The 25637-nt window shown below is 44.0% G+C and carries 22 protein-coding genes and 1 riboswitch; of the genes, 12 read left to right on the top strand and 10 right to left on the bottom strand.

The features are described 5' to 3' along the window. Positions 1 to 77 precede the first annotated feature (77 nt). Positions 78 to 1142, top strand: coding sequence for a 3-deoxy-7-phosphoheptulonate synthase (locus L3V23_RS17345; RefSeq protein WP_237292652.1), 1065 nt, complete (start codon positions 78 to 80; stop codon positions 1140 to 1142). Between the two features lie 11 nt (positions 1143 to 1153). Then, entirely contained in the window at positions 1154 to 1636 is a 483-nt protein-coding gene (locus L3V23_RS17340) for a YajQ family cyclic di-GMP-binding protein (RefSeq protein WP_102955554.1), read from the top strand. 76 nt (positions 1637 to 1712) lie between these two features. Here the strand turns inward: L3V23_RS17340 and L3V23_RS17335 are convergent, their stop codons facing one another. Continuing rightward, the gene (locus L3V23_RS17335; RefSeq protein ID WP_237292650.1) at positions 1713 to 2447 is read right to left on the bottom strand and encodes a chromosome partitioning protein ParA; all 735 of its coding nucleotides are present in this window, start codon (positions 2445 to 2447) and stop codon (positions 1713 to 1715) included. A gap of 21 nt (positions 2448 to 2468) precedes the next feature. Continuing rightward, positions 2469 to 2627 carry a hypothetical protein gene (locus tag L3V23_RS17330; protein ID WP_042482498.1) on the bottom strand — a complete coding sequence of 53 codons (159 nt, stop codon included), beginning with the start codon at positions 2625 to 2627 and terminating at the stop codon, positions 2469 to 2471. Between the two features lie 305 nt (positions 2628 to 2932). Then, positions 2933 to 3031: riboswitch (glycine riboswitch) on the top strand. A gap of 99 nt (positions 3032 to 3130) precedes the next feature. On the opposite strand from L3V23_RS17330, the gene L3V23_RS17325 reads away from it, so the two are divergent. Then, positions 3131 to 4498, top strand: coding sequence for a sodium:alanine symporter family protein (locus tag L3V23_RS17325; protein WP_042482503.1), 1368 nt, complete (start codon positions 3131 to 3133; stop codon positions 4496 to 4498). A gap of 74 nt (positions 4499 to 4572) precedes the next feature. Here L3V23_RS17325 and L3V23_RS17320 read toward each other — a convergent pair whose 3' ends face one another. Further along, positions 4573 to 5211: a LysE family translocator gene (locus L3V23_RS17320; protein ID WP_042482506.1), complete on the bottom strand. Its 639-nt coding sequence runs from the start codon at positions 5209 to 5211 to the stop codon at positions 4573 to 4575. Positions 5212 to 5294: 83 nt separating this feature from the next. After that, positions 5295 to 6650: an 8-oxoguanine deaminase gene (locus L3V23_RS17315; RefSeq protein ID WP_102966586.1), complete on the bottom strand. Its 1356-nt coding sequence runs from the start codon at positions 6648 to 6650 to the stop codon at positions 5295 to 5297. 348 nt (positions 6651 to 6998) lie between these two features. Here L3V23_RS17315 and L3V23_RS17310 point away from each other — a divergent pair, with 348 nt between their 5' ends. Next, positions 6999 to 7892, top strand: coding sequence for a DMT family transporter (locus L3V23_RS17310; protein ID WP_042482512.1), 894 nt, complete (start codon positions 6999 to 7001; stop codon positions 7890 to 7892). Between the two features lie 71 nt (positions 7893 to 7963). Here L3V23_RS17310 and hcp-2 read toward each other — a convergent pair whose 3' ends face one another. Beyond that, positions 7964 to 8482: a type VI secretion system effector Hcp-2 gene (gene hcp-2, locus L3V23_RS17305; protein ID WP_042482515.1), complete on the bottom strand. Its 519-nt coding sequence runs from the start codon at positions 8480 to 8482 to the stop codon at positions 7964 to 7966. A gap of 257 nt (positions 8483 to 8739) precedes the next feature. On the opposite strand from hcp-2, the gene L3V23_RS17300 reads away from it, so the two are divergent. Beyond that, the gene (locus tag L3V23_RS17300; protein ID WP_102966587.1) at positions 8740 to 10224 is read left to right on the top strand and encodes a carboxypeptidase M32; all 1485 of its coding nucleotides are present in this window, start codon (positions 8740 to 8742) and stop codon (positions 10222 to 10224) included. A gap of 87 nt (positions 10225 to 10311) precedes the next feature. On the opposite strand, the gene L3V23_RS17295 is transcribed toward L3V23_RS17300, so the two are convergent. Next, complete coding sequence (locus L3V23_RS17295) at positions 10312 to 10794, bottom strand: porin (protein ID WP_102955068.1); 483 nt, start codon at positions 10792 to 10794, stop codon at positions 10312 to 10314. Positions 10795 to 10893: 99 nt separating this feature from the next. After that, on the bottom strand, positions 10894 to 14823 hold the full coding sequence (gene hrpA, locus L3V23_RS17290; protein ID WP_102966588.1) for an ATP-dependent RNA helicase HrpA: 3930 nt from the start codon (positions 14821 to 14823) through the stop codon (positions 10894 to 10896). 183 nt (positions 14824 to 15006) lie between these two features. On the opposite strand from hrpA, the gene L3V23_RS17285 reads away from it, so the two are divergent. From L3V23_RS17285 to L3V23_RS17275, 3 genes are all read left to right on the top strand, one after another. Further along, positions 15007 to 15594: an FMN-dependent NADH-azoreductase gene (locus L3V23_RS17285; protein WP_042482526.1), complete on the top strand. Its 588-nt coding sequence runs from the start codon at positions 15007 to 15009 to the stop codon at positions 15592 to 15594. 206 nt (positions 15595 to 15800) lie between these two features. Beyond that, entirely contained in the window at positions 15801 to 16163 is a 363-nt protein-coding gene (locus L3V23_RS17280; protein WP_102966589.1) for a hypothetical protein, read from the top strand. A 103-nt stretch (positions 16164 to 16266) separates the two neighbouring features. After that, the gene (locus tag L3V23_RS17275) at positions 16267 to 16713 is read left to right on the top strand and encodes a TerB family tellurite resistance protein (protein WP_042482532.1); all 447 of its coding nucleotides are present in this window, start codon (positions 16267 to 16269) and stop codon (positions 16711 to 16713) included. An 88-nt stretch (positions 16714 to 16801) separates the two neighbouring features. On the opposite strand, the gene L3V23_RS17270 is transcribed toward L3V23_RS17275, so the two are convergent. Next, entirely contained in the window at positions 16802 to 17332 is a 531-nt protein-coding gene (locus tag L3V23_RS17270) for a 3'-5' exonuclease (RefSeq protein ID WP_102964334.1), read from the bottom strand. Between the two features lie 325 nt (positions 17333 to 17657). On the opposite strand from L3V23_RS17270, the gene L3V23_RS17265 reads away from it, so the two are divergent. The 4 genes from L3V23_RS17265 (at position 17658) to L3V23_RS17250 (ending at position 24105) form a co-directional block, all read left to right on the top strand. Beyond that, positions 17658 to 18290 carry a DUF2760 domain-containing protein gene (locus tag L3V23_RS17265; RefSeq protein ID WP_102966590.1) on the top strand — a complete coding sequence of 211 codons (633 nt, stop codon included), beginning with the start codon at positions 17658 to 17660 and terminating at the stop codon, positions 18288 to 18290. Continuing rightward, positions 18290 to 20194 (top strand): Hsp70 family protein, encoded by a 1905-nt coding sequence (locus tag L3V23_RS17260; RefSeq protein ID WP_102966591.1) that lies wholly within the window; start codon positions 18290 to 18292, stop codon positions 20192 to 20194. Before L3V23_RS17265 ends, L3V23_RS17260 begins: the two co-directional genes overlap by 1 nt. Before the next feature lie 65 nt (positions 20195 to 20259). Next, positions 20260 to 23076: an Hsp70 family protein gene (locus L3V23_RS17255; RefSeq protein ID WP_102966592.1), complete on the top strand. Its 2817-nt coding sequence runs from the start codon at positions 20260 to 20262 to the stop codon at positions 23074 to 23076. A gap of 480 nt (positions 23077 to 23556) precedes the next feature. Next, positions 23557 to 24105, top strand: coding sequence for a hypothetical protein (locus L3V23_RS17250; protein WP_042482545.1), 549 nt, complete (start codon positions 23557 to 23559; stop codon positions 24103 to 24105). A 112-nt stretch (positions 24106 to 24217) separates the two neighbouring features. Here the strand turns inward: L3V23_RS17250 and L3V23_RS17245 are convergent, their stop codons facing one another. Further along, complete coding sequence (locus tag L3V23_RS17245) at positions 24218 to 24445, bottom strand: hypothetical protein (RefSeq protein WP_042482548.1); 228 nt, start codon at positions 24443 to 24445, stop codon at positions 24218 to 24220. Positions 24446 to 24606: 161 nt separating this feature from the next. Further along, entirely contained in the window at positions 24607 to 25386 is a 780-nt protein-coding gene (locus L3V23_RS17240; RefSeq protein ID WP_237292648.1) for a GNAT family N-acetyltransferase, read from the bottom strand. Between the last annotated feature and the right edge of the window lie 251 nt (positions 25387 to 25637).

The following is a 25637-nucleotide window of genomic DNA, read 5'->3' as shown; positions in this document are numbered from 1 at the left end:
ATGCTCGCAACTGTTTATTCTGACAGCCAAATTCGCTATCTTTAGCGCTTCGCAATAAAAGGACAGGCTATTCTCCTATGCCAACCAAAACAGATGAATTAAGAACCCAAGCGTTGGGACCAATGCCAACTCCGGCAGAACTTAGCCAAGCACATCCAATTACGGAAGAAGTTGCACAACGTATTGCTCACTCTCGCAGACAAATCGAACAGATTCTTACTGGCGAGGACGATCGCCTTTTGGTCATCGTAGGCCCATGTTCTGTACACGATACAGAAGCAGCTTTGGATTACGGCCAGCGTTTAAGTGCAATTCAAGAACAATATAGCAATGAATTGTTTATCGTTATGCGAACTTACTTTGAAAAACCGCGCACAGTTATTGGTTGGAAAGGTTTAATTACCGATCCAAACTTAGATGGGTCCTATGCATTAGAAACCGGTCTAAACAAAGCGCGTAAACTTCTGCTAGATATTAACAAGCTTGGTCTTGCAACCGCGACTGAGTTCTTGGATATGATCACAGGCCAATATATCTCTGATTTGATTACTTGGGGAGCAATTGGCGCGCGTACGACAGAATCTCAAATTCACCGGGAAATGGCTTCAGCCCTGTCTTGTCCTGTCGGTTTTAAGAACGGTACCAATGGCAATGTGAAAATTGCTATTGATGCTATTCGTGCATCACATGCCCAGCACTACTTTTATTCGCCAGATAAAAATGGTCGCATGACGGTTTATCGCACTGCGGGTAACCCATTCGGTCACGTTATCCTACGTGGTGGCGAATCTGGACCAAACTTTGACGCCACATCAATTGATGAAGCGTGTAAGCAACTAGCCCAATTTAATTTGCCGGAACGTCTTGTGGTCGATTTCAGCCACGCGAACTGCGAAAAGCAGCATCGTAAACAATTAGACGTTGCTCAAAACATTTGTGAGCAAATAGAGTCCGGTAGTCATAAAATAGCGGGTATCATGGCTGAAAGTTTTATTGAGGAAGGAAACCAGTCTATGGTTGACCTTGATAATCTGACGTACGGCCAATCTATCACTGACCCTTGTTTGGGCTGGGAAGATACCAAGACAATGCTAGCGATGCTGGCTGAGTCGATAAAAGTACGCCGCTCTAATCAACAATAAGGAAACTTAACATGCCTTCTTTTGATATCGTTTCTGAAGTCGATACTGTTGAAGTACGTAACTCTGTCGAGAACTCTGTACGTGATCTAGCAACACGTTTTGACTTCCGCAACGTTGAAGCCAGTTTTGAACTAAAAAATGAAACGGTAAAACTTACTGCCCCTGACGATTTCCAAATCACTCAGATGATGGACATCTTGCGTAACAACCTCGCGAAACGCGGTGTTGACCCACGTTCAATGGAATCGAAAAAATCGGTACCGTCAGGTAAAACTTGGTCTAAAGAAGTGGTTTTCAGACAAGGTATTGAAACCGATTTAGCGAAGAAAGTCGTTAAGATGATCAAAGATGAGAAGCTAAAAGTTCAGGCTTCAATTCAAGGCGACAAAGTACGCGTAACTGGTAAAAAGCGGGATGATTTACAAGCAGTGATCGCTTTCCTACGTGGTTCTGATTTGGAACAGCCGTTCCAATACAACAACTTCCGCGATTAATAACAAGTGTTGTCACACTAAGTTGAAAAAAACCAGCCACTTGGCTGGTTTTTTATTTGTTCATTTCGATTGGAACTTAAAGTCCAAGTTCTTCTGAAAGTGCTTTGATTTGCTCTAAGTCCATCTGATGGATTCTTAGCATTTGATCAATTTGGCTAATTCTCGAACTCGCAGCATCTTGTTTATCACAAGAGTCTGAGGTCGCATCCCATGACTTACCTTCTAAATAAACATCACACTCTTTTTTCAGTGTTTTTAGCTTAGGAACCAACTCGTCACGTTCTTTCTGCAAGGTTTCTACTTCTTGCTTAATTTTCAGCTCTTGCTGGAATAACTCACGAGAACGCTCAAGCATGGTGGTTTGCATATCTGACTGACGATTCAACTTGGCATTTTGCTGAGCAGTCTGCTCCAACTGCGCTTTTTGTTCTGAGACTTGCGCTTCCAACGACATATTCACTTTTTCAAGCTCAGTCAGTTGCGATTCAATGTTTGCCAAAGCTTGTTGATGCTTTTGTTCTTGCTCATCCATCGCCGCTGCAAGCTGCTTATCAAACTCTTCTTGGGCTGAGGTTTTATTCTGCTCTGCAACCGCCGCTTCTTCTGTTTTGGTTTCTAAACTCTTCTGATACTGAGCCTCAAGCACTTGGTATGTCTTTTCCCACTTAGAAGCCGTTACTGTAGAACCAATCAGACCTCCAAGTGCCAAACCCAATACAGCAGCCACTGCTATATAAACAACACCCCTTTTATCACGCTGCTCGATGACGACAACATCATCATGATCATCATCTAAATCTGTTTGATTCATTATTAACTCCTAGTTCAAACATCAGCGGATCAATTCAGCTACAACAACTGTCACAACGTAGATGACAAACGCAGAAACCAAAGTTGTGACAATCCACTTCTGAAATTTCGCGTTAGTACCATATCGGATTAACAGAAAAGCCAGCACCACCAATACAGCGATAGCAATTAACCTGTTCATGGATTCCTCCAATTTGTTGACTTGCTTATATCACGTATTATTGCCCATAAAGTCATGGGAAAGTATATAAATCCGTAACTTGAACCACAATGTTACATTAAATTGATCTAGCGCGTGACATCACATTTTGATTTCGCTAATATCGCCAACGCAAATTATCCATTCACTTGGATAATTGTTCCGATGAAGACTGCAGGAGAGAGGTTATTAATCTAATAACAAATTGTTAGATTAGTGTTACCCGCCGAAGAAGTAAATCTTTCAGGTGCTTTATTCCGTATTTGGAATAAGCGAGGACTGTAGTTGGAGGAACCTCTGGAGAGAACCGTTAAATCGGTCGCCGAAGGAGCAAGTCCTGCGTTTAGCAGGGTGAAACTCTCAGGCAAAAGGACAGAGGAGTGAAAGGCCCTATTGTGTTCGTTGCATCCAATGCCACGGATCTATTTATATTTTTTAATACCCTTTCTCTCTTCTCCTTATGTGTTATTTTTTAAGGGGAATTCATGACAAACCTTCAATCATTACTACAATCGATCGACAATTTTATTTGGGGTCCACCACTTCTGATATTACTTGTTGGTACAGGTATCTATTTTACATTTCGTTTAGGCTTACTTCAGTTTCGCCATCTACCAACTGCGTTAAAAATGGTCTTTTCCAAAGACAAAAACTCAAACAAAGAAGGTGATGTATCCAGTTTCGCTGCCTTGTGTACTGCCCTATCCGCAACAATAGGTACAGGTAACATCGTGGGCGTCGCAACCGCTATCAAAGTCGGTGGCCCTGGCGCACTATTCTGGATGTGGTTGGCTGCTGTATTTGGCATGGCGACTAAATACGCCGAATGTCTACTTGCTGTGAAATATCGTAAAACAGACGCAAATGGTCAAATGGTCGGCGGACCAATGTACTACTTACAATACGGCGTTGGCTCAAAAGCACTTGCAGTGTTGTTTGCAATTTTTGCTCTGGGTGTCGCTTGTTTTGGTATTGGTACTTTCCCTCAAGTAAACGCGATTTTAGATGCAACACAGATTTCATTTGGTGTATCACGTGAAGTAACCGCAGTGGTGCTGACTCTGCTAGTGGCATTCGTCACTATCGGCGGTATTCAGTCTATTGCGAAAGTAGCGGGTAAAGTGGTACCAACAATGGCGGTGTTCTACATTGTTGCTTGTCTGAGTGTGATTATCACCAATTCAGATCAACTGTTGAATGCTATTGAGTTGGTTCTGGTTTCTGCTTTCACTTCAACCGCTGCAACAGGTGGTTTCCTTGGCGCAAGCATTATGCTGGCTATCCAATCTGGTATAGCACGCGGCGTATTCTCAAACGAATCCGGCCTTGGTAGTGCTCCAATGGCAGCAGCAGCAGCGAAAACGGACTCTTGTGTACGCCAAGGTTTGATCTCCATGACAGGCACGTTCTTCGATACCATCATCATCTGTACCATGACGGGCTTAGCATTGATTCTTACCGGTGCATGGCAAACAGATTTGGCTGGTGCTGCAATGACAACTCATGCATTCGCTGTTGGCTTAAATGCAAACACGTTGGGGCCAATGCTTGTCTCTATCGGCTTAATGTTCTTCGCATTTACCACCATCTTAGGTTGGAACTATTACGGTGAGCGTTGCGTGGTTTACCTATTGGGGACAAAAGCGGTTCTGCCATATAAGCTAATCTTCATTGCTCTCGTAGCATCAGGCGCTTTCTTGCATTTGGATATGATCTGGATTTTGGCGGATATCGTGAATGGCCTGATGGCGATTCCAAACCTTATCGGTCTGATTGCCCTACGCCATGTGGTAGTTGAAGAGACAAAACGTTACTTTGAAGCGCATGTGACTTATTCAAAAGCTGTTGCTTAACCAAGCATCATCCGACAGATAAAAAAATAGCGCCGCATTGGCGCTATTTTTTATTGCAAACATAATGTTTCAGACTAAACCGTTTCTTTTTCAAATAACAATTTAATGCCTAAAGTCACTAGCACCACACCCGTTGTGCCTTCCATCCAACGCATAAAAGACGCGTTTTTAAGTAGGTTCTTAGCTGAACTTAACGCTGCTGCGAGACCACATTGCCAAATCATCGCAATCACGAAATGAATCGCAGCCATCAATAGAGATTGAAGCAAAGGTGAATGTTCAGGATTAATAAACTGTGGCAAAAATGCTAAGTAAAATACCGCTGTTTTAGGGTTTAATACGTTCGATAAGAAACCTTCACGCAGTGAACGTTTCAAATTCAAAGATGAATGCGTAGCCACTGCTACATTGAGCCCTTGACCAGAAGCCATAAGCGCTCTAAGACTCGATAAACCCAACCAAATTAAATAAGCCGCACCAATCATTTTCACGAAATGAAACAGCTCTGCTGACTGAGCCAAGATCGCTGAAATACCGATTGCAGAAAAGGTAGCGTGGACAAATAGTCCCGTACAAATTCCCAAGCTCGTAGTACAACCATCCGCGAATCCCGCTCGTGAGGTGTTGCGAATAACCAGTGCGGTATCCAATCCAGGAGTGAGAGTCAGAATGGTAATAGCAATAAGAAAAGCTTCGAAATTTTGAATGTACATTATCAATCCCTGATGAATTATGAGATCTTCGTTATACAACAAAGATCTCATACTGTCTCTATGACTTTTAAGTTAAAGAATAATTATTTAGCGAGCTGCGCTAAGCGCTTCGCTGCCGCGGTATGACGCTCTAGCAGTTGATCCATATCAATACCCACCACTTCACCATCTAAAACTCGCCATTGACCAGCCACCATCACTTTATCCGCTTGCTGAGCACCACATAATAAAAGCGCAGCTAATGGATCGTGACTCCCTGAGAAACGAATATCATCAAGCTTGAACATGGCTATATCGGCTTCTAAACCAACCTCTAACTCCCCGATATCACTGCGTCCCATTGCCGCTGCCGAACCTTTCGTCGCCCAACGTAATGCATCGAAATGGGTCACTTTGGCGGAACCGTATTGAAGTCGCTGCAAATACATCGCCATACGAACTTCGGCAATCATATTCGAACCGTCATTGGAAGCCGAACCATCTACACCCAGCCCTACTTTCACGCCAGCAGATTCCAGTTCTAAGTTCTTACACATTCCTGAAGCAAGCATCATGTTCGAGGTCGGGCAATGTGAAATACCCACCCCTGCTTTACCGAGCCTGATAATTTCTTCTGAGTTGAAATGGATGCCGTGCGCCAGCCAAGTTCTGTCATTAAGCCAACCCACATCTTCCAAATAATCTACCGGCCTCATTCCGAAGCGTTGAATGCAAAAATTCTCTTCATCGATGGTTTCACACAAGTGTGTATGAGTCATAACACCGTCGCGCTCTGCAATACGAGCGGTTTCCTTCATTAAGTCTGTAGTGACCGAGAACGGTGAACACGGTGCTAACGCGATTTGCGTCATTGCTCCATCTTGAGTCTGATGATAATCACGGATTAATCGTTCGCTATCATCAATGATGGTTTGTTCTTTTTGTATGGTCTGCCTTGGCGGAAGACCACCTTCATCCTCGCCTAAACTCATTGATCCACGAGTGAAGATAGTACGCACGCCGAGTTTACGTGCCGTTTCAACCTGTATATCAATGGCGTGTTCAAGTCCTGATGGCAGCAAATAATGGTGGTCTGATGCGGTTGTACAGCCTGAACGCATCAGTTCCACCAGCGCAAGTTCGGTCGCAACACTGTGCATTTCATCGTCAAGATTCGCCCATACCGGATAGAGGCTCTTGAGCCAATGAAAAAGCTCTTTATTCAAAGCGGTTGGATAAGCGCGAGTTAATGTTTGATAAAAATGATGGTGAGCATTGATGAGCCCGGGAGTGACGACGTGATGCGAAGCATCAACAGCGTAGTCATAAGATATTGAAGGTGAAGCGTTTAACGCAACCAGTTCGATAATTTTGTTTCCGCGAATTACCACACCACCACGAGCATCTTTGGTATTCCCTGTATAAATCGCGAGAGGATTTTTAATCCAGATAGTTTGCATTCATAAATATCCTTAGCCGTTTCAACCATTTCAGGGGAAACGGACTTTATTTGTCGCCGTAAGCAGTTCCAACACTTATCTAGGACAACGGTTTTATCGTTAATGAATTTCCAATGAACTTGGCCCTATGTATTTAAACCTAAGAGAATCCTTGCTTCTTTCCAACTAGCATTTTCCCTTTAGACATAAATACCATAACCAATATTCCCGTTTTTAGAAACATTCTTACCGTTTACGGTTCTGTGATAGTAATGAGAATGAAAAACACTTCAGAAAATGCGCGACAACGACGACGTGTAACGATAAAGTATCGCTCTAATTCTGCTTTAAACTAAGTCACCTTTTACTATGCAAACCAACCCTTTGCTGGCAATTCCTGTCGGCGTACGTTTTATGTTTCTTTCTGCGCTCGGCTTCTCCTTGATGACAGCCAGCGTAAAAGCGGTTCATGAATATGGCATTCCTGTCTTTGAAATCGTCGCGGCAAGGGCTCTGGTCTCTTTTGTCATTAGTTACGCTGATGTAAAACGTAAACGCATTTCGGTTTGGGGTAACAATCGCCCATTGCTATTACTTAGAGGCGCTGTAGGTACGTTTTCACTTATCTGTGTCTACTATTCAGTAACGTCACTACCGCTAGCAGAAGCAACGATTCTTCAATACACGCACCCTATTTTCACCGCGTTGCTAGCCGTGTTCTTTTTGAAAGAACGAATTCAACCAGCAACCTTGATCTGTATTGTGCTATGCATACTAGGTCTATATTGCATCCTATTGCCAGAACTTGATGGTTCCACTGAAGTCAACCTACCCGCATTCAGCGTGATAGTTGCCCTCATTGGCGCTTTTGGTAGCTCTATCGCTTATGTCATTGTTCGTAAGCTAAGCCAAACGGAAGACAGTTCAGTCATCATTTTATACTTCCCAATGATTGCTACTCCCATTTCGATTCTGCTGGTATGGAATGATTTTATATGGCCGGATCTTCATTTGACCTTTATGTTGATTATGATTGGTGTGTTTACACAGATTGGACAATATGGCTTAACCAAAGCGATGAAAACGCAAGAAGCGGGTAAAGCCTCAGCGTTCTCTTACGTTCAGATCGTATTCTCGATTGTTATCGGACTGGTGTATTTCGAAGAAATTCCAGCTGTGTCTACCTATATCGGTGGTGCTCTTATTGTTGTCGGCGCTTTGTTCAACGTGTTTGGACAACGAATTGCTCTGCGTAAAGCCTAATCATTGATTGAGTGTATACAGATAAGAAAGTCGCCAAACTAGGCGACCTTTTTGTTGGTTTAACTTTAGGCTTACGCTTCAACGGGTTTTCGCCAATCGTCTGAACCTGACGTACCTGCATTGACGTGGTCCCAAGTGATTTTTCGGTAAGACATCGAAACCGTTAGATTTTGAGTGAAATCTGATTTTGCCGGATCTTGGCAGTGAGGCATTTCACAATGAATATCAACGATCGAAGCATTTTCTAGCTTGGTGACGAAGAAGTTCTCTTGTTTACCTTCAATGGACGTACGGTACCATTTCAATTCAACAGACTTCATTTTCTCACCTGACGCCAAAGCGTTGTACAACAGAGGCACAGCTTTGTTTAACGCTACAGTGAATTTAAACGGTTTATGAACACGTTGACCTGAAGGTTGACCCGACTGTGGATCCGTTGGAACAGTCACACTGTGGTCAAATTGCTGCACCAGCATTTCATCTTCATGGCCTTCAACAAATGAATCACCAATTGAATCTGAAGTGCATGCTCCAGACGTAATCAAGCCCTGGGTTTGACCTTCTATCGAGATATAACATGGAGTTGGCATTTTACATTCCTCTTTATCGGTATAAATATCGCGTTATGCGCTAAGTCGCTGAATAAAGAGCAAGTCAAATGCCAAATAATTATCATCAACAAATCAATAAGTTAAATTAACTCGTTGAGATATAAAGCAATATCCTGCCTAAAAATAAGTAACTTTCTGCTCAATGAGCAACAAGATTACAACAACTTAATTTGGTGATTAGTTTTTCCCTTGATACACTTTCTGCAAATTTCTTTAAGGATAAAGGAACACTTTCTATGAGTGCATTCAACACCTTAGTTCAACACTTTAAAACCATTTCTCATTTCAGCCACCTATCTGCGATCTGTGGTTGGGACCAAGCTTCAATGATGCCAAACGGCGGTGCTCAGGCTCGCTCTGAAGCGATGGCTGAACTCTCAGTCCATATTCATAGCCTAATGACGAAACCACAGCTTGAAGAGTGGTTTGTTTATGCCGCTTCTGAATCTCTTAATCATCAACAACTATCTACATTAAGAGAGATGAAACGCCAATGGCAGCAAGCAAATGTGCTTCCGGAAAGCTTAGTTCAGGCGAAATCCCTTGCGGGTTCTAAATGTGAACACGCTTGGCGGACTCAACGTAAAGAGAACGACTGGGTTGGTTTTGAAAAGAATTGGGCAGAAGTTGTTAAGTTGTCACAAGAAGAAGCCGCAATCAGAGCAGACGCTACAGGCCTAACGCCATACGATGCGATGCTGGATATCTATGAACCGGGTACAACCACACAATCGTTAGACGTGGTATTTAATGATGTTAAAAGCTGGCTACCAGCTTTAATTGATGCAGCGATAGAAAAGCAGAAATCTGAACAGATCATTATGCCCAATGGTCACTATGCGACTGAGACACAAAAAGCTCTCGGTTTAGATGTAATGAAGTTACTTCAGTTTGACTTCAACCACGGCAGACTTGACGAAAGTGTTCATCCTTTCTGTGGTGGTGTACCAAGTGACGTTCGTATTACCACTCGCTACAGCGAAGAAGAGTTTGTTCAGTCTCTGATGGGCATAGTGCACGAAACCGGCCACGCAAGATATGAACAAGGGCTTCCAAAGTCATTAGCTGGCAATCCTGTTGGCGAAGCGCGTTCCATGGGCATCCATGAATCTCAATCGCTATTTTTTGAAATGCAGGTTGGACGAAACGAAAACTTTATTCACCATCTAGCGGGCTTAGCTGCGACTCATTTTAAGGATAGTGATAAACACGTTCTTGAAGTGGAGAACATGAAGAAGCTCTATACCCGAGTGAAAAGAGATTTTATTCGCGTTGATGCTGACGAACTCACCTATCCTAGCCATGTCATTTTGCGTTATGAAATTGAACGCGATTTAATGAATGGCAAGGTCAAACACACTGATGTGCCAGAGCTTTGGGATACAAAAATGCAAGCCTACATAGGTCTGAGCACCAAAGACAACTACAGAAATGGCTGCATGCAAGATATCCACTGGACAGATGGGAGCTTCGGCTATTTCCCTAGCTACACTTTGGGAGCTATGTACGCGGCTCAGTTTATGGCTGCTATGAAGAAAACCGTAGATGTAGACAGCGTTATACGCAGCGGTGACTTAACGCCAATCTTCACTTGGTTGTCAGATAATATCTGGAGTAAAGGCAGCTTGTTCACTACTGACGAGTTGGTGACACAAGCCACTGGTGAAACACTAAATGCCGAACACTTTAAGAAACACCTGACTTCACGTTACTTAGGTTAAGTTTCCTAATCGCAGACGTAAAAAAGCCAGCCTTACTAGGCTGGCTTTTGCGTATCTGCACTATCAGACTTTTTAAAACTATCAGACTTATAGGAAGTGGAAAGTCGCGTTTAGTGAGAATGAGTTGATATCTTCGTTATCTAAAGTATAGCTGTTGTAACTAGCACCAACAGAGAATGGGCCCATGATGAAGTATTCAGCACCTACGCCATACATGATATCTACACCATCATCGATCTTCGTACCGTTTTGGTCTAGGTCCCAAGAATGTAGGCCACCTTTCGCGTAAACGTGTAGAGGACCAAAATCAATGCTTGGTTTTAATGCAAAGTAAACTGAGCTCGCTGTTTGATCATTGCCAGCACCGAAATCGAAATCACCGTGCTTTGTATAACCCGCTTCTACACCGATGAATGGCAGAATGCCTGTGCCAGCGTGTACGTTGTAAGAAGTACCAGTTTTGCCTTTAAAGTCAGACTGACCAACAGTTGCACCACCGTAAATCCATGAATCAGCGAACGCTGTTGTTGAAGCTCCGATAAGAGCAATTGCTAATAGAGTCTTTTTCATAATAAACCTTCTTTTATAACGTGAGGCAACAGTCCCAAATTCGGCGATCCGTTGCCACGTGGCGCCAAATTATAGTGATTTCATTCAGCTATGCAAATCTTATACCGAACATGCATCAATAGCGTTCTTAACTCGCTTATCCGAGACAGGATAAGGCGTGCCGAGTTGTTGCGCGAAGAAACTTACTCGAAGTTCCTCAATCATCCAGCGAACTTCTTTGATATTTTCCGGCAATGCCATTCCCTTCGGAACTTTGTTTAACAGCTCTTTGTAATCATTGCGAATCGATTCCACCTTAAGCATATGCAGACGATCTTTATTCGGATCGATCGGCAATTTCTCTAAGCGGCGTTCTATTGCCTTCATGTATCGCAAGATATCCGGTAGTCGTTTCCAGCCACATTCCGTTGCAAAGCCCTTAAATATCAAGCCTTCGATTTGCGCTTTCACATCGGATAATGCAAATGCCATCGTGAAGTCAACCTTACCTTTCAATCGTTTATTGATATTGAATGCCATTGTCAGAATAGCTTCAACTTGCTTCGCAATATCAACCACGGTGTCACCCAGTTCGGCTCTCACAAACTCTTTCAGAGACTCAAACTCTTCTGGCGTCCACGCTAGCCCACCACGCTCTTCAAGTAACTTGTCGATACCACATGCAATGCAGTCATCAATTAAGTCCATCACTTTGCCGAACGGGTTGAAATATAATCCAAGTTTAGACTTGTTCGGCAAGTTGGTGTGCAGATATTTAATCGGTGAAGGCACGTTCAGTAAAATCAAACGACGTTGACCTTCGCGCATCGCACTAATTTGCTCTTGCTCAGTTTCAAATAGCTTAATTTCAACGCTGTCTTTTTTGTCTACCAGCGCAGGGTATGCCTTAACGTCAAAACCACCACGTTTCTGCTGATACACTTTTGGCAGTTCACCAAACGACCAAGTGTGTAAACCTGATTGCTCGATGTCGTCATCAGCAACCTGAGAAAGGGTTTCTTGAACTTTCTCTTTTAAGCTCTCTTTCAGCTCGTAGAGATCTTTGTTCTCTTTAAGCTTACTGTTTCGGTGGTCTACCGCTCTAAAGGTGACTTTCAAGTGATCCGCCACCTGCGACAAATTCCAGTCATCACGCGATACTGTAACGCCCGTCATGCGACGCAGTTCTTTCTCTAAAGCGTCAAGCAGAGGCAGTTCCATCGCATTCACTCGCGCCAAGAATGCATCTGCATAGTTAGGTGCTGGTACGAAATTCTTACGCAAGGTTTTCGGTAGAGACTTAATCAAACTGACGATAAGTTCATGACGTAAACCCGGTATCTGCCATTCGAAACCTTGTGGTTCAACTTGATTTAAGATCGGCAGAGGAATATGAACAGTGACACCGTCACTATCCTCACCCGGTTCAAACTGATAACTGAGTTTTAGCTTGAGGCCATTTTGATACCAGAAGTTCGGGTAATCTAAATCTGTAATATGGCTGGCATCACCTTTGAAAAGCATCTCTTTTTCAAAGTTCAGCAGCTCTGGCGACGTCTTGCTGGTCGCTTTCCACCAAGTGTCAAAATGACGACCAGAAACCACTTCTGTACCAACACGCTGGTCATAGAATTGGTACAAATCTTCATCATCAACCAAGATGTCGCGACGACGTGACTTGTGCTCCAGCTCTTCCACTTCTTGCAGTAGCGAGCGATTGAGTTTGAAGAAGCTGTGTTTGGTTTCCCATTCACCTTCTACAAGCGCGCTACGAATAAAGATTTCACGGCTCAACACCGGATCAATATTGCCGTAGTTCACTAGGCGCTTAGGTACAATCGCGATGCCGTAGATCATCACTTTCTCGTACGCCATTACCGCCGCACGTTTCTTCGACCAATGCGGTTCACTGTAGCTGCGTTTGATTAAGTGTTTCGCCAGCGGTTCAATCCATTCAGGCTGGATTTTCGCCACGATACGCGCCCAGAGTTTGGATGTTTCAACCAACTCCGCAGACATCACCCACTTAGGTTGCTTTTTAAACAAGCCAGAGGCTGGGAAAATATTGAAGCGAGCGTTGCGAGCACCTTGATACTCGTTCTTATCTGGGTCTTTGATACCAATGTGCGATAACAAACCAACAAGAATAGCGGTATGAACACCTTCATAGCTGCCCGGTTCGTCGTTGAGCTTATAATCCATTTCGCGCATTGACTGATGCAACTGGAAGTAAACATCCTGCCACTCACGAATGCGCAAATAGTTGAGGTAATCTTGCTTACACTGACGACGGAACTGGTTACCTGTGAGCGCTTTCTGCTGTTGCTTGATGTATTCCCACAAGTTAACGAAAGTAAGGAAGTCAGACTCTTCATGATGGAAACGACGATGTTTTTCATCCGAAGACTGCTGCTTGTCACTTGGTCTCTCACGCGGATCTTGAATAGAGAGCGCAGAAGCAATAATCATCACTTCTTTTAAACAACCCATGCGTGGCGCTTCCAACACCATACGAGCTAAACGAGGGTCAATTGGCAAACGAGCCAGTTTACGCCCCACTTCGGTAAGTTGTTTATTACTGTTTTTCGATTCTTCTTTAACCGCTCCGAGCTCTTCAAGCAAACGCACACCGTCTTGAATGTTGCGTTTATCTGGCGCTTCGACAAATGGGAAGGCTTCAATATCACCCAGACCAAGTGCCGTCATTTGCAGAATAACCGACGCTAAGTTGGTACGCAGAATTTCAGGATCGGTGAACTCCGGACGCGAGTTAAAATCTTCCTCGGAGTAGAGGCGGATACAGATACCCTCTTCCACACGACCACAACGGCCTTTACGCTGGTTGGCGCTCGCTTGAGAAATAGGTTCAATAGGAAGACGCTGAACTTTAGTTCGGTAGCTGTAACGACTGACACGCGCTGTACCTGGGTCGATCACATATTTGATACCCGGTACGGTAAGCGATGTTTCCGCCACGTTGGTCGCCAATACTATTCGACGGCCAGCATGCGGTTGGAAAATCTTGTTTTGTTCACCGGCTGAAAGGCGTGCATACAAAGGAACGATTTCAGTATCGCGAAGGTTACGTTTCGACAGCGCATCCGCCGTATCGCGAATTTCGCGCTCACCGTTCATAAAGATCAGAATATCGCCTAAGCCTTCATCGCAAAGCTCGTCTACTGCTTCAAAAATGCCTTCAAGCTGATCACGTTCGGTATCTTCGTCGCTCGACAACGGTCGGTAACGAGTATCCACCGGATAGGTACGCCCAGACACTTCAATGATAGGTGCATTGTTAAAGTGGTTTGAGAAACGCTCGGGGTCGATCGTGGCCGAAGTAATGATGACTTTCAGATCAGGGCGACGCGGCAACAACTGTTTCAAATAACCGAGGATAAAGTCGATATTTAAGCTGCGCTCGTGCGCTTCATCGATAATGATGGTGTCATATTGGTTGAGAAAACGGTCATGCTGAATTTCAGCCAGTAAAATACCGTCTGTCATCAACTTGATTTGTGTTTGATCAGAAATTTGGTCGTTGAATCGAACTTTATAGCCGACGAAATTGCCCAGTTCGGTTTCCATCTCTTCTGCAATACGGGTTGCGACTGAACGAGCAGCAAGACGACGTGGCTGAGTATGACCAATCAGGCCATACTTACCTCTACCGAGCTCGGCACAAATTTTCGGTAGCTGAGTGGTTTTACCTGAACCTGTTTCACCGGCAACGATCACCACTTGGTTGCCTTGAATCGCTTTCGCAATGTCGTCGCGCTTTTGGCTGACTGGCAAAAGCTCTGGGTATTCGATAGTGACTTTCTGGTTGATTCGCTGCTGCACAACCATCATGGATTGCGCAATATCTAAAGCGATTTCATCAAACACGGCGTTACGAGCGGTATCTTTTTTGATTTTACTTGCGCCCGAAATACGCTTGCTTAATCGAAAGCGATCTTTCAGCAAACATTGATTCAGTGCTTTCTTCAGAGATTCTGCACTGTTCGCTTTTGCTGAGTTATTCGTTTCTGTATTTGGCTGTGACTGAGTCAAAGCGTTTACCTATTCTTTTAATTAACAAAACTGCGCGGATTGTATCACAGAGTGCGGTCAGGATTAGCAATTCCTCTTATTCAATTTTTTTGAATGAGTCATGCAAATATTCCTGCTTCTTATGTGTCATAGCTCTCATTATGATGTAACCATCAATGTGATACCTCCAGTAAAGGAAAAATTATGTCTCAAGTACTTGCACTTAAATCCAGCATCCTTGGTGATTACTCTCAATCAAGTAAACTGATTGATGCTTACCTAACCAAATTCGATCAAGATAAACTCGTTGTTCGTGATCTGGCTGCTTCTCCTCTTCCAGTACTTGATTTATCAGTTGCAACAGCACTTCGCGCTACAGATGATCTGACTGCAGAACAAAAAGAAGTTGTTGAACTTTCAGACACGCTAATCGCTGAAATCAACGCGGCAGATACACTTGTTATCGCAGCACCTATGTACAACTTCACAATTCCAACTCAGCTTAAAAACTGGTTTGACTTGATTGCTCGCGCTGGCGTGACATTCAAGTACACAGAAACAGGCGTTCAAGGTCTAATCGAAGGAAAGAAAGCAGTTGTTATCACCACTCGCGGTGGTATCCACAAAGATTCTGCAACTGACAACGTGACGCCTTACCTAAAAACAATTCTAGGTTTTGTTGGTATTACAAACGTTGAGTTTGTATACGCAGAAGCCCTAAACATGGGCGATGAACCAGCGGCTAAAGGGATTGAATCAGCACAATCTCAACTAGAAGCTATCGCACTGTAATACCTAAACTACAGCATAGCCAGTAGTCCATAACTCAGTGCATTCAAAGCAGTCCATCAAGGGCTGCTTTTTTATTGGCACTGCCTAAATTGGACAAATTTAGTGGCACGCCCCACATTTATTAAGAGAATGAGGTTAAGAATACTTAGTTTTCATGACGTTTGGCCGTTAATATACGCAGACTGGAATACCAATAAGACCACATTTTGAAAGCATCAGAACTTAAAGCGTTATTAGACTCACTTCCGCAAGACTTCGACCCAGATATCGTGATGGGTGAAGATTGGCTGCCAGAACGCCTGATTAATACGCATATTAATGACGATTTCTTGTTTCTGGAATTCGACAATGCACCAGAAGAAGATCAAGGCGAAGAAGAAGGCCGAGGATTTGTCGAACATGAAATAGAGATGATTCGCAGCCAAATTGAAGGCCTTTTGCGTGAAGAAGAAAAAGGCATCAAAACCAAAGCAGAAATGTTGCTGACCTTACTGGTGATGGCTCATGAGCGTACCAGCTCAGAATTTATTGAATTGATTGAACCTTTTGTCTCCGATGATGATTACTAGTCTTCCCTTTCTCGCTGATATAGCTAAACCCGATTGAACTGTTTGGCTTAAAATCGGTCTTTAAAATTAATAGATGAAATATATAAGTGAGTGAGATTTCATTATGTTCAACGCAATTACCTCTTTGTTCAAACAGTTGCTCGATGGCCAAGACCTAAGCCAGCAAAAACAGAGCCCAAACCTTGCGATCGCATGCTTATTGAGTGAAGTTGCGGGCGCTGACTACCAAACAGATAGCAAGGAGCAGGAAGCCAAACTGCATCTGGTTCAACGCTTATTAGGTTTAAATGAAGCCGAGGCTGAATCTTTAATTATCAAAGCGGAAGAACAAATTAAACAGTCTGCCTCACTGTACGATTTCACTTCTCAGTTACGTGAGCTTTCACAAGAAACACGTTTTGAACTGATAAAAGCGATGTGGGAAGTTGCCCACGCTGACGGCGAAATTGACCCATTGGAAGATGCCGTCATTCGTAAAGCATCAGAGCTACTTTACGTAGACCACCACCAGTTTATTCGCGCGAAACTGATGACGGCAAATAAGCAATAAACCGCGACAGATACAACAAAGGGCACTTCAGTGCCCCTTACTTTGATAACCAGCGGTTTTGATGCTCAACTGTTTTGATGAGCAATTTTTAAAGCATAGTTAATGCGAGCTTCGCTAAGTTGTAAGCATCCACGTACCCTGAATGCTGTCGACCTTCCCACTCAATTCCTTTCCCTTCTTGAGCAGCTCGATGCCCAATACGCTTATCTTTCAGGCGATTTTGAATGCGGTATAGGGTGGCGAGATTAAGGAACTCTTTAAACGGAACATCAATCCCCTTTTGCTGGCACTCACTGATCAAGATTTGATCATCTCTTCCCCAAGACGCGTAAATCTTATGTGGACCACCAAAATTCTTCACCATCGACTTTAACACTTCAGCCAATGGGCGACCTTGCTTCTCTATTTTTTTCGGTGTGATACCCGTTAGCTCGGTACAAAACAGCGAAATTTCGTCATGTTCAGGTTTAACGTAATACTGAGCGCGTTTTACGATCTCTCCTGCCGATAAATCAATTTCAGCCAGCCCTATTTCAATGATCTCACCAGTCGTGCCCACTCCGTTTTCATTCCAACAGCACATTTCTAAATCGAAGCAAACAACACGGTTATAGTTCATTGGTAAATCTGGTCCCTTTCTTTTAAAGCTGAAAATCTAAAACAGAAAAGCAGCTATGTTACCTGAACAAAAGTGAAAACTCGACGCTCAAACGTAATTTAGCCCGCGTCAGCCACGCACAGCGAACTCATTTGCCTACTTATTCTTCAACAGTGTTTAAAAGATAGTCTATTGAACGAGATTAATAGTGAGAAAACCGCATTTCTGTAAGCCTTAATCCTTGAATATGGTAAGATTCGCCCCTATTTTTTTGCTAACTTTTATCTAGTCGTGCAGTAATTTTACTCAACATTTTCTGCATTCATCCATCTATAGAGAATTCATCATGAACTTCGATTTAAACGCCATTCCAACCACTTTCGATATCCTTCATGCTGGTTTAGCCGCGTCTAGCGTTCTGCTTCTACTTATTGCCGTATCTCGTAAATCCAAAGTGGTCGAGAAAGTGGTTGAGAAACCAGTAGAAAAAATTGTGGAAGTGGAAAAGCCGGTTGAAAAGATCGTCGAAGTGGAAAAAGTTGTCGAAGTAGAAAAAATCGTCGAGAAAGTGGTCGAAGTTGAATCAAAACTGGCAACAGCCAACACAGACTCTGCAATGCAATTGCTTTCTCTATTCCAACAAGAAGCGCGTCTCATTGATTTCCTAAAAGAAGACGTAGCTGGTTTTTCTGACGAAGAAGTCGGTGCCGCTGCTCGTGTAATCCACGCTGGTGGTCAAAAAGTGTTAAAAGAGTATGTTTCTCTTTCTCCTGTACGCAGTGAAGACGAAGAAAGTCGTATCACGTTGGAAGAAGGCTTCAATGCTCAGCAAGTTAGATTGGTAGGCAATGTTTCTGGCTCTGCGCCGTTCACTGGCACTCTGATTCATAAAGGTTGGAAAGCGGACTCTATGACGCTGCCAAAACTTGCTGAAAACTACGATGCTTCAATTATTGCTCCGGCAGAGGTTGAGCTGTAATGGAACAAAACGCAAAATTCAGTATTGGTATTGACCTAGGAACCACGCACAGCGTTCTCGCTTATGTTGATACGCAAGCGGAAAACCCAGCAGTTAAAGTCATGGGCATAGCTCAGATGACAGCACCGGGTACTGTTGAAACTCGCGATCAGCTCGGTTCGTTTTTATACCAGCCTCATGAACATGAAATGTCAGAGGCTTCCAGAAAGCTTCCTTGGACAGATACACCACCAGCCTTGGTTGGCGCAATTGCGCGTAATCTTGGTGTGAAAACGCCGATTCGTCTTATTGCCAGTGCGAAATCTTGGTTGTGTCATGGTGGCGTGAATCGTCGCGATGCGTTTCTACCTCAAGGTAGCCCTGAAGATGTGGCAAAAGTTTCGCCACTGCGTGCGACTGAGCTTTACTTAGAGCATATTAAGCAAGCTTGGGACCATGAGCACCCTGCTCACCCAATTTCAGAACAAGATGTCACCATTACTGTACCTGCATCTTTCGACCCAGCAGCTCGTGATCTTACCGCTGAAGCGGCTCGTAATGTGGGGTTCACCCATTTAACTCTGTTAGAAGAGCCACAAGCAGCGCTTTATAGCTGGATTAACAACAGCAGTGATGCTTGGCGCAATGAAGTGTCCGTCGGTGAAGTGATTTTGGTGGTTGATATCGGTGGCGGTACAACCGACTTATCTTTGGTGGAAGTCACGGAAGATCAGGGCAATCTTTCACTGAACCGTATTGCGGTTGGTGAACATATTTTGCTAGGTGGCGACAACATGGATCTAGCGCTTGCCTACCGTCTGAAAATGAAGCTTGCTCAAGAAGGCAAAGAACTCCAACCGTGGCAAGTACAGGCAATGACGCACGCTTGTCGCGATGCTAAAGAAGCGCTTCTGAAAGACTCTGAACTACAATCTGTACCGATTGTGGTGCCAAGCCGCGGTTCTAAACTATTGGGCGCGACGTTAAAAACGGAATTAACCAAAGAAGAAGTACAGCAAACATTGGTTGATGGTTTCTTCCCGCAAGTTGCTATCACAGATCACCCTGTGCAAAAACCTCGTGGCGCTTTGACTCATATGGGTCTGCCGTATGCACAAGATGCCGGTATTACTCGTCACATCGCGGCTTTCTTGTCAAAGCAAGCCGATGCTCAAGGCCACAGTGATAACAGCGGTCAGAACTATGGTGAGCCTGCGCCATTCAATATGGCGGGGATTCCGGGCATGTCTGCACCGGTGGCAAATTTTATCAAGCCAAACGCGGTTTTGTTTAACGGTGGTGTGCTTAAGTCTGATCTGTTAGCGAACCGACTGTTCACTACCATTAACCAATGGCTAAGCGGCGCACAAGCTACTCAGGCGAAGAGCCTTACTGGTCTTGACCTAGATCTCGCTGTTGCAAGCGGCGCAGCATACTACGGTAACGTGCGTCGTGGACAAGGTGTTCGAATTCGTGGTGGTATTGCTTCCGCTTATTACGTCGGTATTGAAAGTGCGATGCCTGCTATTCCGGGAATGGCTCCGCCAATGGAAGCTCTTTGTGTTGCACCATTTGGCATGGAAGAAGGTTCACATGTTGAAGTTCCAAGCCAACAGTTTGGTCTTGTGATTGGTCAACCGGTTCACTTCCAGTTCTTTGGTTCAACCACTCGCCGAGATGATGTTGCAGGTACTCACCTTGATTATTGGGCACCAGAGGAGCTGGAAGAATTGCCTGAAATTCAAGTTACACTGCCTGTTTCAGAAGGACGTCGTGAAGGAGAAGTGGTTCCTGTGACTCTTGCTTCACGAGTGACTGAGTTGGGAACTCTTTATCTCGAAGCGATTGCAGCGGACAACGGCCAAAAGTGGCATGTTGAATTCGATGTAAGAGAATCAGGCGAAGATTCTCAGCAGCAACATTAATCTTTAAACGGCATCCCTAGCGATGCCGTTTATCTATCTGAATATATAACGAGGTTTCTATTATTATGGCAGCACCGCGTTTTCTTGTCGGGATCGATTTAGGTACCACTAATACAGTGGTCGCATTCTGTGAACTGATGGATGATCTCGAACATGCCGCTGTAGAACTCTTTCCTATTGATCAGTTAATAGGCCCCGGTGAAGTGGTTCGTAGACCACTGTTACCTTCATTTAGATACCACCCTGCACCGGGTCAAATTGCGGCAAGCGATTTAACCTTGCCTTGGGATAACCACCCCGTCGAATGCGACACCGAACTCGCTATTATTGGCCAGTGGGCAAGAGATTTAGGAGCAAAGGTCGAAGGGCGACAAGTCTCAAGTGCAAAAAGCTGGTTGTCTCATCCAAGTGTGGATCGCTCTAAAGCCATTCTTCCTTGGGCTGGTGCAGCTGATGTCGAAAAAGTCTCCCCTGTAGTAGCAAGCGCCAGTTACCTCAACCATATCCGCCAAGCGTGGAACTACCGACATCCAAGTAATCCTCTGGAAGCTCAGGAAGTGGTCGTCACCGTTCCGGCTTCATTTGATGAAACCGCGCGAAACCTGACCTTAGAAGCGGCGAAGCTGGCTGGTTTAAACAACATAATTCTGTTAGAAGAGCCACAAGCGGTCTGCTATGACTGGTATTCACGCCATAAAGATTCTGCTAATGAACAGCTGTCAGAAATTCCACTAATTTTGGTTTGTGATGTGGGCGGTGGTACCACCGACTTAAGTTTGATTGAAGCGAAGTTTGAAAGCGGAGAGCTGACTTTAAACCGTATTGGCGTTGGTGAACACCTAATGCTTGGTGGAGACAACCTCGACCTAGCACTCGCTCATTTAGCAGAAAGCCGATTTAATCAAAGTAAGAAGCTAACAGCCGCGGGATTAACAAAGCTTATTCAGCAAACCCGACAAGCGAAAGAAAACTTGCTCTCCGGTAACGCACCAGAGACAGTGAAAATCACCATGTTGGGCAGCGGTTCAAAACTGCTTGGCGGTACAAAGAGCGTCAGCTTAACCAAACAGGAAGTTCACCAGATTGCATTAGATGGTTTCTTCCCTGTGTCTGATTTCTCTGAACTGCCAAACAAACGTCGTAGCGCGATGATGGAGTTTGGTCTGCCTTATGTCGCCGACCCTGCTGTCAGTAAACACGTAGCAGAGTTTCTTACTCAGCATCAGCAAGTGTCCAAAGCGGCACTAAACGAAACAGAGCTTAGCTCCCCTTCAATCCCTGTTGGTCTGTTGCTAAACGGCGGTGTTTTCAACAGTGACTTAATCACAGAACGCATGTTGAGTCTGCTGGGTCACTGGCGTGGTGAAGCCATTACCCAATTGGACAACCCTCATCCAGACTGGTCGGTTGCTTTGGGCGCGGTGGCTTTTGCCAAAGCACGCCGTGGCGCACAACTGAAAATCGGTGGTGGCTCTGCCCGTTCTTATTTCCTTCATTTGCAAGAAAAAAACAGCATGGGCAAAGCGCTATGCCTGTTGGCGAAAGGAACGGAAGAAGGTCAAGAAATTCGTCTTAGCAGTCGTCGTTTCTCGCTAACGCTAGGTATGCCCGTTCGATTTAACCTGCTTACCTCAACGCACGATCAAATCGCTGACAACACCAAAATACAAAATGGTGTGCTCGTTGAGATTGATGCAGATAAGTTCCAGCCTTTGCCACCTTACATCACTACGTTACAGGGTGACGATAACATTCAATTACAGGCAAACCAAAAGCAACGCGAAGAGGTATTTATTGCTTGCCAGTTGACCGAAGTCGGCACACTGAAAATGGAGTGTGTATCCACCAGAGATGAGAGCAAACGCTGGCTGATGGAGTTTGAAGTACGTAACAGCAGCCAAGCTCAGAGCAATGAAGAATCAGAAAAGCCGAATCCAAAACTTGAACAGGCGAAAACACTTGTCACGCAAATATACAGCGGCAATAAAAACAGCGCTGATAGCAAAGCAGTGAAAACCTTGAACAAAGATCTGGAGAAGTTGCTGGGTAAACGCGACGAGTGGGATTTTTCCGTTTTGCGTTCCCTATTTGATACTTTGGCACAGGGAAGAAAACGTCGTCGTCGCACTGAACAACATGAAAAGAACTGGTTACGATTAGCGGGTTTTGCATTGCGCCCAGGTTTTGGTGATGCCACAGACAGTTGGCGAATCGAACAGATTTGGGGCTTATACCAACAAGGCATTCAGTTCCAAAACCACCAAGGCTGGAGCGACTGGTGGGTATTCTGGCGTCGTATCGCGGGCGGGTTAAACCAAGAACAGCAAGAAACACTGCTGGCGGATATTGCTAAGTATCTGCACCCCGGTGCTTCACGAAATCCGAAATCTCAGCAAGAAGCGCAAGATAAAGGTTACGAAGCCATGGTTCGCTTAGCTGCTTCGTTAGAGCATCTGGATGTGGAAGATAAAGTTCTACTGGCAACTTGGTTTATCAACAAAGCCCTTAACCAAACTCAGTTTGAGCAAGCTCATTGGTGGGCAGTCGGTCGTCTGTTGTCTCGTACACCTCTGTATGGCAGTGCACATAATGTCGTTGCTCGTGAGCAAGTTCAGCAATGGTTACCAAAACTGCTAGAGAAAGACTGGCTGAAAGAACCAATGATCGCTTTTGCAGCAGTGATGATTTGCCGTAAAACTGGTGATAGAACACTGGATATCTCAGATGATTTTAGAACTTTGGTACTTGAGAAACTCAAACAAAGCCGAGCCCCTGAAGCTTGGATACAGCTGGTCGAAAATGTCAGTGAACTCAGCGAGACGGAGTCTAAGCGTATTTTTGGTGATGCCTTACCCCATGGTTTAACGCTCATTTCTCACTAAGAAAATCTAAACTGAAGCCGTCTTAAACGTCTCGTTAAGCGGCTTCAGTTTTTTGAAAATTCCCTCTTCGTTAAAACGAACTATGCTCAAACTCTCTTTCATCGTTCATTTCTATATATATTTTCTTTCAATTAGACGAAAAAATGCGCATTTTTAGACTCGCATTTGAGCTATGAACCGTTGTAGAATGTGCGCCCTCGCAGCCCGAGTGGCTAACTCACTGTAAGCGGCGAGAAATTCTCTGCTCAAATTGAATTTGCAAACCATAGAGACGTTGCTGAATTAAATTGCTTAGCGAATGTGATTTGCCTAAGTGAATACCATCAACCTTATTGCAGATTCAGTTGAGAAGAGTATAAGTTGATTTACACTCAAATGAGTTCAGCCCAAGGTGTAAATCGTTTTCGATACCTTATATTCGAAATGGCAATAACTTTCGTATTAACTTCTTACAGCATTACTTAAAGATCGTGAAAGCCAATGAATCAAGATAAGTTTACTAACGTTTATCGTCTGCCGGGTTCTATTCAAGTTCGTATTGCCAAATGGCAAGCGACATTTCGTGGCACCTCGGATATTGTTTTGCACGATGCGCTCATTGTTCGAAACAAGCAATTCCAAAAACCAGATTTTCTACCCAGAGGTTGGTGCCTGACACCTTTCTCTGAAGACGATATTTCTATCACTCACCATGGCAAATACATTCAAACAACTATGCTCACCATGATTGACAAGAAAGTTTCGTACAAACGTGTTTATTTGTCTCGTGTACCCCTTGAGCAGGCAGAGCCCGCTTTACGCCAGTACAAAATAGAATGGATGCGTAAGTACAACGATATCGTCAACAAATACAATAAGATAAAGAAAAAAGAGTTAATGGTTCACGCTTGGGAGGAAGTAGAGACTCTTTACCCTTCTATCCCTAAAGCAGAATTTGATAAGAATCTATGGAACAAGCTGGTGATCTCTCAGTTTGGGCCAGAGCGCAAATACTCTAATCCATACTTTGTAAAGAAAGCCGATTTTTAGCTCTTGTTTATCTGCAAACAAACGAAGCTTAGCTCTAAAATATTTAAGGCTCATGTGAATTCACATGAGCCTTTTTGCTTTTAACTAATTATACGTTCAAGCTTTTGTTTGATCAGTGTTGAACGCCAGATGGATTAGAGCCGAAATCAGATTGTTGATAGATATCGGCAAGGGATTTGTTTTTGTGCTTTGTGGCATGACGTCGAGACCGTTTCGGTTCAAATTCTTGCTCGACATGTTTGAGTGTGGCTTCGTGTTCCTTAGCCATTTCTATAAACTCAGGGTTAGACATCGCCTCTTGGCGTAGGCGGTTAATGCGTTCTAATGTTTCTAACAACATAAGTTACCTCCTCTAGCACTGTTTATGTGTACAGTATAGATAAGGTTACACAATTGTCAATAAAACACTGGTTATTAACACAGTAATTGTGCTTTAGCTCTTACTTCATGATCTTTAAGGATCCTTAATTATTCATGTAGTAAATATTTGTTTTAAATAGATTAGTTAAGATCTGGGTGTCGATAGAAATACGGTGTGGTTTTAGCGATCACTTTAAAACCGTATCGCTCAACAATAGGTCGACTCATCTCAGAAGCGTCAATATACAGGTATTGCTTACCCGCGAGGATTGAATCTCTGATCCGCTGCTTGAGCAATGCTTGATAATGCCCTCGCCCACGGTGAGTTTGAACCGTACTTCCGCCCCAAATCCCAGCAAATGGTGACGTGTCACTGTTGAAGATCACCCACGCAGAAGAAACTGGCTGGTTACCATCATAGATAACATAAATACGGATGTTCTCAGGACGAGTTTGTTTGAGGTTCAACAGATGCAAAAAATAACCACTGCAATCTTCACCTGTTTGAGATTGCTTGACTGCAATTGCATCACGGATTCCACGTTCATCAAACACCTCAACGCACTGAGTCTGAAGTTCCGGGACTGAATCATAGACACGGAGATCCAAAACCATGAAGGACTCTGGATCTTGTTCGTAAAAGCCTTTGTTGAGAAGCGTCCTGTCGATATCGCTTGGCTTATCGAAATCGTAGACCTTCCATTCAAAGTTTCTACCTAAGCGGTAGAAATACTCCATTTGCTGATCAATGACTTCAGACGCCTTTGAGCTATCTAAATTGAAATAGGCAATAAAGCTCCCATATTCATCAGGAGAGACCACTCTGACAAGCGTAGTGTCCGAATAAACCTCCCAACCGGGTATTTCAATATGCATACGCTCATAGCAGTTAAACTGAGTCATGATTTCAGCTGCGTTCAAGGTATTCCCTCTCGAAAACAAAAAATAAAGACGTCTAAGATCGATTGACCTGATATTGTGCGCGGCATTATCTACTTAGTTTTCAAATAGTGTTAGTAATTTCGAACCTACACGTATTTTCTTATTTTAAGTTAGCTGGTTAGCTCTGATTTTGTCCTGAAAATGCAACTTATTTGGAGTGAACTTCGGCGCATTTCACAGATTATCATCTGGCAAAAATAACGAATTGAGAGCCTCTTTCTACAAGCATA

The sequence above is a fragment of the Vibrio sp. A1-b2 genome (genome assembly GCF_021726015.1).
GTDB lineage: Bacteria > Pseudomonadota > Gammaproteobacteria > Enterobacterales > Vibrionaceae > Vibrio > Vibrio diazotrophicus.
This window is presented reverse-complemented; position numbering and strand designations above follow the sequence as displayed.

What these genes read in the sequence shown, in the direction of transcription:
- L3V23_RS17345 (WP_237292652.1), top strand. Translation starts at nt 78, where the DNA reads ATGCCAACCAAAACAGATGAATTAAGAACCCAAGCGTTGGGACCAATG.
- L3V23_RS17340 (WP_102955554.1), top strand. Translation starts at nt 1,154, where the DNA reads ATGCCTTCTTTTGATATCGTTTCTGAAGTCGATACTGTTGAAGTACGT.
- L3V23_RS17335 (WP_237292650.1), bottom strand. Translation starts at nt 2,447, where the DNA reads ATGAATCAAACAGATTTAGATGATGATCATGATGATGTTGTCGTCATC.
- L3V23_RS17330 (WP_042482498.1), bottom strand. Translation starts at nt 2,627, where the DNA reads ATGAACAGGTTAATTGCTATCGCTGTATTGGTGGTGCTGGCTTTTCTG.
- L3V23_RS17325 (WP_042482503.1), top strand. Translation starts at nt 3,131, where the DNA reads ATGACAAACCTTCAATCATTACTACAATCGATCGACAATTTTATTTGG.
- L3V23_RS17320 (WP_042482506.1), bottom strand. Translation starts at nt 5,211, where the DNA reads ATGTACATTCAAAATTTCGAAGCTTTTCTTATTGCTATTACCATTCTG.
- L3V23_RS17315 (WP_102966586.1), bottom strand. Translation starts at nt 6,650, where the DNA reads ATGCAAACTATCTGGATTAAAAATCCTCTCGCGATTTATACAGGGAAT.
- L3V23_RS17310 (WP_042482512.1), top strand. Translation starts at nt 6,999, where the DNA reads ATGCAAACCAACCCTTTGCTGGCAATTCCTGTCGGCGTACGTTTTATG.
- hcp-2 (WP_042482515.1), bottom strand. Translation starts at nt 8,482, where the DNA reads ATGCCAACTCCATGTTATATCTCGATAGAAGGTCAAACCCAGGGCTTG.
- L3V23_RS17300 (WP_102966587.1), top strand. Translation starts at nt 8,740, where the DNA reads ATGAGTGCATTCAACACCTTAGTTCAACACTTTAAAACCATTTCTCAT.
- L3V23_RS17295 (WP_102955068.1), bottom strand. Translation starts at nt 10,794, where the DNA reads ATGAAAAAGACTCTATTAGCAATTGCTCTTATCGGAGCTTCAACAACA.
- L3V23_RS17285 (WP_042482526.1), top strand. Translation starts at nt 15,007, where the DNA reads ATGTCTCAAGTACTTGCACTTAAATCCAGCATCCTTGGTGATTACTCT.
- L3V23_RS17275 (WP_042482532.1), top strand. Translation starts at nt 16,267, where the DNA reads ATGTTCAACGCAATTACCTCTTTGTTCAAACAGTTGCTCGATGGCCAA.
- L3V23_RS17270 (WP_102964334.1), bottom strand. Translation starts at nt 17,332, where the DNA reads ATGAACTATAACCGTGTTGTTTGCTTCGATTTAGAAATGTGCTGTTGG.
- L3V23_RS17265 (WP_102966590.1), top strand. Translation starts at nt 17,658, where the DNA reads ATGAACTTCGATTTAAACGCCATTCCAACCACTTTCGATATCCTTCAT.
- L3V23_RS17260 (WP_102966591.1), top strand. Translation starts at nt 18,290, where the DNA reads ATGGAACAAAACGCAAAATTCAGTATTGGTATTGACCTAGGAACCACG.
- L3V23_RS17255 (WP_102966592.1), top strand. Translation starts at nt 20,260, where the DNA reads ATGGCAGCACCGCGTTTTCTTGTCGGGATCGATTTAGGTACCACTAAT.
- L3V23_RS17250 (WP_042482545.1), top strand. Translation starts at nt 23,557, where the DNA reads ATGAATCAAGATAAGTTTACTAACGTTTATCGTCTGCCGGGTTCTATT.
- L3V23_RS17245 (WP_042482548.1), bottom strand. Translation starts at nt 24,445, where the DNA reads ATGTTGTTAGAAACATTAGAACGCATTAACCGCCTACGCCAAGAGGCG.